The sequence below is a fragment of the Streptomyces sp. a15 genome (assembly GCF_059026085.1).
This window is the reverse complement of record NZ_JBWLKM010000153.1, coordinates 1-9,754: the sequence shown is the minus strand read 5'-3', so window position 1 is coordinate 9,754 and position 9,754 is coordinate 1. Positions and strand designations below refer to the sequence as shown.

The window sequence follows — 9,754 nt, the reverse complement described above, 5'->3', positions numbered from 1 at the left end:
AATCGGCAACCGACGACAACGCCGCAGATCGGCGCCCGCCGCGGAGCGGCTGATGTCACTGCTGCCCCGCGTCTGCGACATGATCCGCCGGACCGGCCCTAGTCGCCGACTTCCGCGAGGAGCCTCACCAGTTCGATGCGGGAGCGGATGCCAAGCCGGGTGAAGACGCCCCGCAGATGGTGGTCGATCGTGCGCGGGCTGAGCGCGAGGCGGTCGGCGATCTCGCGGTTGGTGGCGCCCTCGGCGGCCATCCGGGCGACCCGGAGCTGCTGGGCGGTGAGGCGGGTCGTGGGGGTGTCGGGGGCGGTGTGGGCGGGTGCCGTCGGCGCGCCCAGGGCACGCAGTTCGGTGCGGGCCTGGGCCGCGCAGTGCGGTGCGCCGAAGGAGTCGAACGCCTCCAGGGCGCTGTGGAGGCGGTCGCGTGCCTCGGTACGGCGGCGCAGTCGGCGCAGTGCGCTGCCGAACAGCAGCTCCGTGCGGGCGCGTTCGAAGTCCCGGGTGCCGTGGGAGTGCAGGTCGAGTGCGCAGCGGTAGTGCTCCACGGCCTCCCCGCCCGGCGCCAGCAGGGCCCGGCAGCGGGCGCTCAGGGCCAGGTCGTCGGGGCTGAGCACCACGCTCGCCCACCGGTGGTAGTCGGCGTGGGCGACCCGCGCGACCCGGGAGTCGCCGGTGCGGACGGCGGCCTCGACGTAGTGCGGGGTGGCCAGGTGCCGGATCGCGCGGTGGCCGTGGCCGGGACCGAACCCGGCGAGGGCGCGCAGCCGGGCCGCCGCCGCGGCGAAGCGGCCGGTGCTGAGGTCGAGGTAGGCGAGCGCCCACTGGGCGAGCGCGGCGGGCAGGCCGAGGCCGCGGGCGAGGGCGTACGTCCGTGCGGTCGCGGCGCGTTCGCGGCAGACGTCCGCGTCGCCGGTGACCGCCGCGAACATGGCGAGCGCGGCCTGCAGATGACAGGCGCCGTTGTCCTGACCGGTGGCGTACGCGTCCCTCAGCGCGTCCGCCGCGGCGGCCTCCCCGGCCCTCGGGCGCCCCGTCCAGAAGTCGGCGTAGGCCCGGAACTCCATCGCCTGCACCACGGTGGCCGTGGCGCCCCGAGCCCGGGCCGAGGCGTCCGCGCGGAGGGTGGCGGTGGCGGCCCGGGTGTGGTCTCCGAGCAGCAGCGCGGCGATGCCGGCGTGGATGAGCAGGGTGGGATCCCCACCGGGACCGCACCGCCCGGCCGCCGCCATCAGCAGATCCCGCGCGTCCTCGTACCTCCCGTCGAAAGCGGCGGCCAGCCCACCGAGCGTCCCGGGCACCACGATCCCCAGCCGGTCGGCGGCCCGCGCCGCCTCACGGCACCGACGCAGGTCACCGGTGTAGATGGCGGCTTCGGTGGCACGGGCGAGGAGTTGGGCGGCGGGGTCCGGGGCGCGCGCCTCGGAGCCGGCGGACGAGGCAGCCTGCCTGCCCCGCACCACAGCCGCGGACGGCGTACGGCGCAACTCGCCACCGGCGTCCGCGCCGTCGCCGTCGCCGGACGAGGCGTCAGGGCGGTCGCCTCCCCCGCCCTCACCCGCCGCCCTGCGCACCGCCGCCCCCAGCAACGCGTCGAACGCCTCCGAGGCGTTGCCCGCCCGCAGGGCGAGGATGCCGGTCAGTGCCTCCTCGTGGCCGGCGGCGGCCAGCCGGCGGGCGCGGTCGCCGTCGCCGGAGTGCCAGGCGCACGCGGCGGCGAGGGCGAGGAGGCGGGACTGTTCACGGGGGTGGAGGCTGAGCGCGGCCGCGCGTTCGGCGAGGGCCCGGGCCGAGAGCAGCCGGCCCGCGGCCTGCGCTCCGCGCGCCGCAGTGCCCAGTTCCGCCGCGAGCCGGCCGCTCGGGCCGAGCGCGCCCGCGCCGCGGTGCCAGGAGCGGCCGGCCGTCTCGTCGTCGCCGCGCAGCACGCGGGCCAGGAGCCGGTGGACGACGCGCCGGTCCGCCGGGGAGCCGGTCTCGTACGCGGCGATCCTGGTCCAGGCGTCCCGGAAGACGACCCCGCCCGCCGTGGCCTGCGCGACCCCGGCCGCCTCGGCGGCCTCCAGCGGCCGGGTGTCGAGGCGGGCGGCCGTGACGGCGCGCAGGAAGGCGTGGGTGGGCACCGGGTACTGGTCGGCCGCCGCGAGGAGCAGCAGCAGGCGGGTGTCGTCGGGCAGCGCCTGGATCTCCGCGCGGTGTGCGCGCAGCAACTCGGGGGCCAGTTCGGCCGGTTCCGTCGGCAGGGGGTCCAGGCCCGCCGACTGCCGTTCGGTGAGCAGCGGTACGAGTTCGGCGGCGGCGCGCGGATCGCCGTACGCGGCACGCAGCACTCGGACGCGGACGCCTTCGGCAAGCACGGGTGCCGGCCGCTTGCACGTGTCCGTGCGCAGCGCCGGCGAAGTGCGCTCGCGGGGCTGGGGGTTCACCGGAGTCACCACGCCATTGACGTTACTGGCGAGTTAATTCACCCGTAAAGACCGGCGATTTCGCCGATGCGGCGCGCGTAGACCGGCCTGACACTCCTGACAACCCCACCCGTATCAGGAGGCTTCATGCAGCGCTCCAAGCGTCGCATCGCCGCGGCCGTGTCGGCCGTGACGGCACCGCTCCTTCTGTCACTCTCCCTGGCCGCGACCCCCGCGCAGGCCGCGACCCACAACCCGATCGTCTTCGTGCACGGCCTCAGCAGTTCGTCCAGCAGCTGGGACGACTGGGCCGGCTACTTCAGGGCCGACGGTTACACCGCCGCGGAGCTGGACGCCTGGTCGTACAGCTGGTCCCAGTCGAACGTGACCACCGCCCGCCAACTGGCCACCGAGATCCAGAACGTGCTCGCCCGGACCGGTGCCTCGAAGGTCGACCTGGTCGTGCACTCGATGGGCGCGCTCAGCTCCCGCTACTACCTGAAGAACCTCGGCGGGACGGCGTACGTCGACGACTTCGTCTCGACCGCCGGCACCAACCACGGCACGTCCACCGCCTCGTGGTGCTCGTGGCTCTACACCTCCTGTGCGGAGATGTACACCGGCAGTTCCTTCCTCACCTCGTTGAACTCCGGCGACGAGACACCGGGCAGTGTGTCGTACGCGAGCTACTGGTCGAACTGCGACGACGCGCTCACGCCGGACACCACCGCGATCCTGAACGGCGCCACCAATGTCGAGGTCGGCTGCGTGTCGCACACCGACATGAACAACGACCACGGCGTCTACGAACAGGTGCGCGACTTCGTGGAGTGAGGGACCGCGGGGGGTGCGACGGGCTCGTACGGGGGACAATTCTGGTGAGGCCCGCCTGCCAGGGAGGTTGCCATGCCGCTGCGGTCCGCGCGATCCGGCAAGGTGTCCCGTGATCCCGTCCACCACCCGCTGTTCGCCCGGTACTACGCCCGGATCAGTGTGAGCGCCGAGACCAGGATGGGCATGGGCGGCGTGCGCGAACGGCTGCTGTCCGGGCTGTCCGGGCGGGTCATCGAGATCGGTGCGGGAAACGGCCTGAACTTCGCGCACTATCCGGGCACCGTCTCGGAGGTGGTGGCCATCGAACCGGAGCGCGTACTGCGGAAGTTGGCCGTGGAGGCGGCCCTGCGCTCCGGGGTGCCGGTCGACGTGGTGCCGGGCGCCGCGGAGGCGCTGCCGGTCAAGAGCGAGGCCTTCGACGCGGCGGTGATCTCGCTGGTGCTGTGCAGCGTGCGGGATGTGCCGCGGGCCCTCGGCGAGATACGGCGGGTGCTGCGGCCCGGTGGCGAGGTGCGGTTCTTCGAGCACGGCAGGGGCGGCGGCCGGGCGATGGGTCTCACCCAGCGCGCACTGGACCGCACGCTGTGGCCGCCGCTGAGCGGTGGCTGCCATGTGGCCCGGGAACCGATCGCCGCCCTGCGGGACGCCGGGTTCGAGCTCGGCCCCTACCGGCAGCTGCTGATGCCCGAGAAGGGCCCGAAACTGCCCACGTCCTACTGTGTGCTGGGCACCGCATGGCGCCCCGCGTCGCAGGAGCCGTGATCACTCGCTCCACCGGCGCACATCACTCGCTCCACCGGCGCAGCTCCTGCGCGATGTCGTGCACCGACGCCTCGCCGCTCTTGACCAGCCGGGCCAGTTCACGCACCTGCTCGGGCGAGGTGACGACCTTGAGGCCGCTGGCCACCAGGTAGGCGTACGCGACGGCCGAGGCGAACAGGGCGTTGGAGCGCTCCAACGCAGGGACGTGGACGAGGAGTTGGAGCAGGGCGGCGGCACGCGCGTGCGGGCTGTCGTAAACAGGCGCATCGAATATCTCGGCCTGGTGACGCGCGACAGCGGCGACGAGGGCACCCCAGTCGGTGACCTGGGGGTCTCCGGGGGTCCGCTGTTCGGCGAGCATCAGGAGCCAGGCGAGGTCGATTCTGAGATTGCTCAACGGATCAGCGGCGCCCTTCGCCGATCTCGTCGGCGAACACCTTCTCGTACTGCTTCATGAAGTCGGCGGCGGCCTCCACGAAGGTGTGGCCCACCTCGCCGGTGTCCTGTCTGACCAGTTCCTCGATGTAACGGTTGACGCTCATTCCGCGGGCCAGGGCGCGTTCGCGGGCCGCGCGGGCCGTGCCCTCGTCGACGCGCACGTTCAGCTGGGTCTTCGCCATACCTTGAAGCTAGCGCTGGATTGCTAGCACCCGCAAGGGGGCAGGACACGCACACAGGCAGGGAAGGTGCCCCTTACATCGGTATCAGGGACCCGACCTGCGGCGGAGACCGACTCGACCCCACGAGGGATACCGGGTGTGGGCTCGGTCACACTACCCTCGGGCGGGACCAGGAGTGCGCGACGTCCACGAGCGAGGAGAGAGCCTTGTCCACACCCGCTGCTCAGCACGTGCCGGGCCAGGCACCGGCCGACGGGATCGCCGCCCGCGCCCGCGGTCTGACCAAGGCGTACGGCTCGGGCGAGACGACCGTGCTGGCCCTGGACTCGGTGGACGTGGACATCGCACGCGGCCGGTTCACCGCCGTCATGGGGCCCTCCGGCTCCGGAAAGTCCACGATGATGCACTGCCTGGCGGGGCTCGACACCGTCTCCGCCGGACAGGTATGGCTCGGCGACACCGAGATCACGGGGATGAAGGACCGCGAGCTGACCCGGCTGCGCCGGGACCGGATCGGGTTCATGTTCCAGTCGTTCAACCTCATCCCGACGCTGAACGCGGCCGAGAACATCACCCTGCCCATGGACATCGCGGGCAAGAAGCCCGACGAGAAGTGGCTGGACCAGGTCATCGACACGCTGGGGCTGCGGGACCGGCTCAAACACCGGCCGTCCCAGCTGTCCGGCGGCCAGCAGCAGCGCGTCGCGTGTGCGCGGGCGCTCGCCTCCCGGCCCGAGCTGATCTTCGCGGACGAGCCGACCGGCAACCTCGACTCGCGGGCGGGCCTGGAGGTCCTCGGCTTCCTGCGCGAGGCGGTCGACCAGCTCGGGCAGACCGTCGTCATGGTCAGCCACGACCCGGGCGCCGCCGCCCACTCCGACCTGGTGCTCTTCCTCGCGGACGGGCGGATCGTGGACGAGATGGAGCGGCCGACCGCGGAGGCGGTCCTCGAACGCATGAAGCGCTTCGACGTGACCCGGGCCGCGCCGTTCCCCACCGAAGACGGGGGCACCCCGTCCGACGTCACCCTCGACAAGGACTGATCCCGTGCTGAAGGCGACGCTCCGCAGCTTCCTCGCCCACAAGGGACGGCTGCTGCTCTCCGCGCTGGCCGTCGTCCTGTCCGTGGCCTTCGTCGCGGGCAGCCTGATCTTCTCCGACACGCTCAGCCGGACCTTCGACCGGCTCTTCGCCACGACCGCCCCCGACGTCACCGTCAGCCCGAAGGAGACCCTCGACGAGGCCGTGCCGTCCGGCATGACGGCCACCCTGCCGGCCGAGCTCGCGGCCCGGGTGGCCGCCATCGACGGCGTCGCCGCCGCGCGCTCGGACGCCGAGGTCGAGAACATCACCGTCGTCGACGACGAGAACGAGACCGTCGGGCCGACCACCGGCGCCCCCACCATCGGCACCGACTGGAACCCGGACGAGCGCAGCCCGGTCGAGCTCACCTCGGGGCACGCCCCGCGCGGACCGGCCGAGGCGATGCTCGACTCGGAGACCGCCGACCGCAAGGACGTGACGATCGGCGACACGCTCAGCGTGATCGCGGGCCCGGGCTCCTTCAAGGTCGAGGTCGTCGGCATCGCCACCTTCACCACCACCAACCCCGGCGCCGCGCTGCTCTTCCTCGACCCCGAGACCGCGCGGGAGAAGCTGCTGGGCGACGCGAAGGCCGCGACCAGCATCTCGGTCGACGCCGACGAGGGCGTGAGCGAAGCGCAGTTGAAGCAGCGGGTGGCCGCCGCGCTCGGCGCGGACGCCTACGACTACCGGACCGCCGACGAGCAGGCCGAGTCGGACGTCGAACAGCTCGGCGGATTCCTCGACATCATCAAGTACGTCATGCTCGGCTTCGCCGGTATCGCCGTGCTGGTCGGCATCTTCCTCATCGTCAACACCTTCTCGATGCTGATCGCGCAGCGCACCCGCGAGCTGGGCCTGCTGCGCGCGCTGGGCGCCGACCGGCGCCAGGTGCGCCGCTCGGTCCTCACCGAGGCGCTGCTGCTCGGCCTGGTCGGCTCCACACTGGGCCTGGCCACCGGCATCGGGCTCGCGGCCGGGCTGATCGAGCTGATGAACGCGCTCGGCATGAACATCAAGTCCAGCGAGATGGTGATCGGCTGGGGCACGCCGGTGGCGGCGTACGTCGTCGGTGTCGGCGTCACCTTCGTCGCGGCCTACCTCCCGGCCCGGCGTGCGGCGGGCGTCTCGCCGATGGCGGCCCTCGCGGACGCCGAGATCGCCGGGATCGGCCGGCCGCTCCGGACGCGGGCGATCGTCGGCGGTGTCGTCGCGGCACTCGGCGCGGCCGCGCTCGTCGGCTGCGTCACCGCGTCCGAGACCGGCTCCGCGGCCTCCCTGCTGGGCCTCGGCATCATCCTCACCCTCCTCGCCACCGTGATCGCGGGTCCGCTGCTGGTGCGGCCGGTGATCCGGGTGCTCGGCGGCGCCTTCCCGGCGCTGTTCGGGTCCGTCGGCCGGATGAGCCAGCGCAACGCCCTGCGCAATCCCCGCCGCACCGGCGCCACCGCGGCCGCGCTGATGGTGGGCCTGGCGCTGGTGGGCGGGATGTCGGTGGCGAGCGCCTCGATGAGCGAGTCCTTCGACCAGCAGATCGACGAGACGTTGGGCGCCGACTTCGTCGTGCAGAACGGCAACTTCCTGCCCTTCCCGCAGGAGGTCACCGAGGCGGTACGGGACACGCCGGGCGCGGGGCTCGTCGTACGGTCGCGGCTCACCCCGGTCGCGGTACGACTGCCGGACGGCGACCGGGTCGAGACGACCGCCGCGGCCTACGACCCGCAGCTCGACGAGGTCGCCACCATCACGTACGCGCAGGGCGACACCGAGGACGCGCTCGCGGGCGGGAACCTCGCCATGGACCTGGACTTCGCGCGGGACCACGGCGTCCGGGTCGGCAGTACGGTCCCCGTCGAGTTCCAGGGCGGACGCACCACCGAACTGACGGTCGGCGCCCTCACCGACCAGGACGCCGCCGAGGGGTTCGGAACCCAGGGCGGTCTGTACTTCGGCCTGGACACCCTGCAGGAGTTCGCGCCGGGCGGCCAGGACTCCGCGCTGTACGTGAACGCCGGCTCGGGACTGAGCGCCGACGAGCTGCGCGACAACCTGGAGCGGACGCTCGACCCGTATCCGCAGGTGCAGGTGCGCGACCTGGCCGACTACAAGGAACTGGTCCACGACCAGATCGCGGTCCTGCTCTACCTCGTCTACGCGCTGCTGGGGCTCGCGATCGTCATCGCGGTCCTCGGCGTGGTCAACACCCTTGCCCTGTCGGTCGTGGAGAGGACCCGGGAGATCGGTCTGCTGCGGGCCATCGGGCTCGCCCGGCGTCAGCTGCGCCGGATGATCCGGCTGGAGTCGGTGGTGATCGCGGTGTTCGGCGCCGTCCTGGGGCTCGCGCTGGGGCTGGTGTGGGGCGTGTGCACCCAGCAGGTGCTGGCGCTGCAGGGCATGAACGCGCTCGCGATCCCCTGGGGCACGATCGTCGCGGTCGTCGTCGGCTCGGCGGTGGTGGGTGTCGTGGCGGCGCTGCTGCCCGCGTTGCGTGCATCGCGCATGAATGTGCTGGCGGCCATCGCGCACGAGTGATGGAATCCCGACGGGTACTCAAGTCGCCTACTGCCGAGGAGAGTTCATGTCCCGTCCGTTCCGCTTCGGTGCCAGCATGATCGTCCCCGCGCCCGCCGAGGAGTGGCGCGCCAAGTGCCGCCGGGCCGAGGACCTGGGCTACGACGTGATCCTGGTCCCCGACCATCTCGGCATGGTCGCGCCCTTCCCTGCGCTGGTCGCCGCGGCGGAGGCGACCGCGCGGCCGCGGCTGGGCACCTTCGTGCTCAACGCCGGTTTCTGGAACCCCGCGTTGCTGGCCCGCGAGGTCGCCACCACCGACGCGCTGACCGGCGGACGGCTGGAACTGGGCCTCGGCACCGGATACGTACAGGCCGAGCACGACACGGCCCACCTTCCGTACGGCTCGCCGGGCGAGCGGGTGGACCATCTGCGGCGCACGATCGGGGAGTTGGGGCGACTGCTCTCCTCCCCGGAACACCGGCCTCAGCCTGTCCAGAAAGTGCCGCTCATGGTCGGCGGCAACGGCGACCGCATGCTGCGGCTCACCGCCGAGCGCGCCGACATCGCCGCCTTCACCGGCGCGCGCCCGGTGCGGGGGGACACGGCGGGCAAGATGCTGCCGATCACGCCCGAGGAACTCGACGAGCGCGTGGCCCGGTACCGGGAGCTGGCGAAGGGGCGTGCGGAGCCGGCCGAACTGAACCTCCTCATCCAGCTGGTGGTGATCACCGACGACCCGGAGGCCGCCGTTGGGCCCCTCGTGGAGCGGGTGCCCGAGCTCAGCGTGGAACAGGCCCTGGAGCTGCCCCTCGTCCTGGCCGGCACGCTGGAGCAGATCACCGCGAAGGTGCTGGCGCAGCGTGAGCGGTACGGCTTCTCGTATCTGACGGTCCTGGAGCCGTACATGGAGGCGTTCGCACCGGTGGTCGCCCGGTTGCGGGGCCAATGACCGTCTTGCAGGGCCAACGACTGTCTTGCAGGGCCGATGACCGTCCGGATGCCGGAATTCCGTGTCCCGGTTCGGGTCGGCGTGATGGGATCGCCGTATGACCGACCTGCGGATACGGGCCGCGACGCCCGACGACCTCGACAGCGTGCTGGCCTTCTGGAAGGTGGCCGCCGAGGGGACGAGCATCAGCGACGACCGGAGCGGCGTGGAGCGGCTGGTCGCCCGTGACCCCGAGGCGCTGATCCTGGCCGAACTCGACGGCGAACTCGTCGGCACGGTGATCGCGGGCTTCGACGGCTGGCGCTGCCATCTGTACCGGCTCGCGGTACACCCGGACCGCCGCCGCCTGGGCATCGGCGGCGCCCTGCTCACAGCCGCCGAGGAGCGTTTCGTACGGCTGGGCGGGCGCCGAGGGGACGCGATGGTGCTGACGCGCAACGAGACCGCGCACCACGCGTGGCGGGCGGCCGGGTACGCGCCCGAGGAGAAGTGGCGACGCTGGGTGAAGCCCCTCACGGACTAGGGCCTGTCCGGCGGATCAGGTCGCAGGGAATCGGCGGTGCCTGATCGACGCGGGTGAGCGGGGCATGGTGCGT

Annotated in this window: 9 protein-coding genes; 6 read left to right on the top strand and 3 right to left on the bottom strand. The window is 72.5% G+C overall.

The window, feature by feature from the left end:
• Positions 1-98: 98 nt before the first annotated feature.
• The gene (locus tag AC5P09_RS50115) at positions 99-2,429 is read right to left on the bottom strand and encodes a helix-turn-helix transcriptional regulator (RefSeq protein WP_493880343.1); all 2,331 of its coding nucleotides are present in this window, start codon (positions 2,427-2,429) and stop codon (positions 99-101) included.
• A gap of 114 nt (positions 2,430-2,543) precedes the next feature.
• On the opposite strand from AC5P09_RS50115, the gene AC5P09_RS50110 reads away from it, so the two are divergent.
• Together AC5P09_RS50110 and AC5P09_RS50105 are read left to right on the top strand one after the other, a co-directional pair.
• Positions 2,544-3,230, top strand: a complete 687-nt coding sequence (locus AC5P09_RS50110; protein ID WP_493880342.1) for an esterase/lipase family protein — start codon at positions 2,544-2,546, stop codon at positions 3,228-3,230.
• A 72-nt stretch (positions 3,231-3,302) separates the two neighbouring features.
• Entirely contained in the window at positions 3,303-3,992 is a 690-nt protein-coding gene (locus AC5P09_RS50105; RefSeq protein ID WP_493880341.1) for a class I SAM-dependent methyltransferase, read from the top strand.
• Positions 3,993-4,014: 22 nt separating this feature from the next.
• On the opposite strand, the gene AC5P09_RS50100 is transcribed toward AC5P09_RS50105, so the two are convergent.
• Positions 4,015-4,389 carry a fic family toxin-antitoxin system, toxin component gene (locus tag AC5P09_RS50100; RefSeq protein ID WP_493880340.1) on the bottom strand — a complete coding sequence of 125 codons (375 nt, stop codon included), beginning with the start codon at positions 4,387-4,389 and terminating at the stop codon, positions 4,015-4,017.
• A gap of 4 nt (positions 4,390-4,393) precedes the next feature.
• On the bottom strand, positions 4,394-4,612 hold the full coding sequence (locus AC5P09_RS50095; protein WP_493880339.1) for a toxin-antitoxin system HicB family antitoxin: 219 nt from the start codon (positions 4,610-4,612) through the stop codon (positions 4,394-4,396).
• Between the two features lie 206 nt (positions 4,613-4,818).
• On the opposite strand from AC5P09_RS50095, the gene AC5P09_RS50090 reads away from it, so the two are divergent.
• The 4 genes from AC5P09_RS50090 (at position 4,819) to AC5P09_RS50075 (ending at position 9,681) form a co-directional block, all read left to right on the top strand.
• The gene (locus AC5P09_RS50090) at positions 4,819-5,655 is read left to right on the top strand and encodes an ABC transporter ATP-binding protein (RefSeq protein ID WP_493880338.1); all 837 of its coding nucleotides are present in this window, start codon (positions 4,819-4,821) and stop codon (positions 5,653-5,655) included.
• A 4-nt stretch (positions 5,656-5,659) separates the two neighbouring features.
• Positions 5,660-8,227: an ABC transporter permease gene (locus AC5P09_RS50085; protein ID WP_493880337.1), complete on the top strand. Its 2,568-nt coding sequence runs from the start codon at positions 5,660-5,662 to the stop codon at positions 8,225-8,227.
• Between the two features lie 46 nt (positions 8,228-8,273).
• Entirely contained in the window at positions 8,274-9,158 is an 885-nt protein-coding gene (locus AC5P09_RS50080; protein WP_493880336.1) for an LLM class F420-dependent oxidoreductase, read from the top strand.
• A gap of 97 nt (positions 9,159-9,255) precedes the next feature.
• On the top strand, positions 9,256-9,681 hold the full coding sequence (locus tag AC5P09_RS50075) for a GNAT family N-acetyltransferase (protein WP_493880335.1): 426 nt from the start codon (positions 9,256-9,258) through the stop codon (positions 9,679-9,681).
• Positions 9,682-9,754: the final 73 nt, after the last annotated feature.